1 protein-coding gene is annotated in these 303 nt (G+C 71.9%); it reads left to right on the forward strand.

All coding sequences use genetic code 11. The features are described from left to right. Nucleotides 1-303 (forward strand): arabinofuranosidase catalytic domain-containing protein (locus tag FLV34_RS39990; RefSeq protein WP_222709833.1); only part of this gene is annotated, 303 nt, incomplete at both ends.

Here is a 303-nt window from a genome sequence, read left to right on the forward strand (position 1 = left end):
GGCCGGCCTTTCCGCACCGTCCGAGGCCGCCACGCAGGGGCCGTGCGACATCTACGCCGCGGGCGGCACGCCGTGCGTGGCGGCGCACAGCACGACCCGCGCTCTGTATGGCAACTACAACGGCCCGCTTTACCAGGTGCGCCGTTCCTCCGACAACGCCACCCGCGACATCGGCGTGCTGAGCGCGGGCGGCGTCGCCAACGCCGCGACGCAGGACTCGTTCTGCGCCGGCACCACCTGCGTGATCACGATCATCTACGACCAGTCCGGCCGCAACAACCGCCTCACCCAGGCGCCTCCCGG

This window comes from Microbispora sp. CSR-4, assembly GCF_008033685.1.
Lineage (GTDB): Bacteria > Actinomycetota > Actinomycetes > Streptosporangiales > Streptosporangiaceae > Microbispora.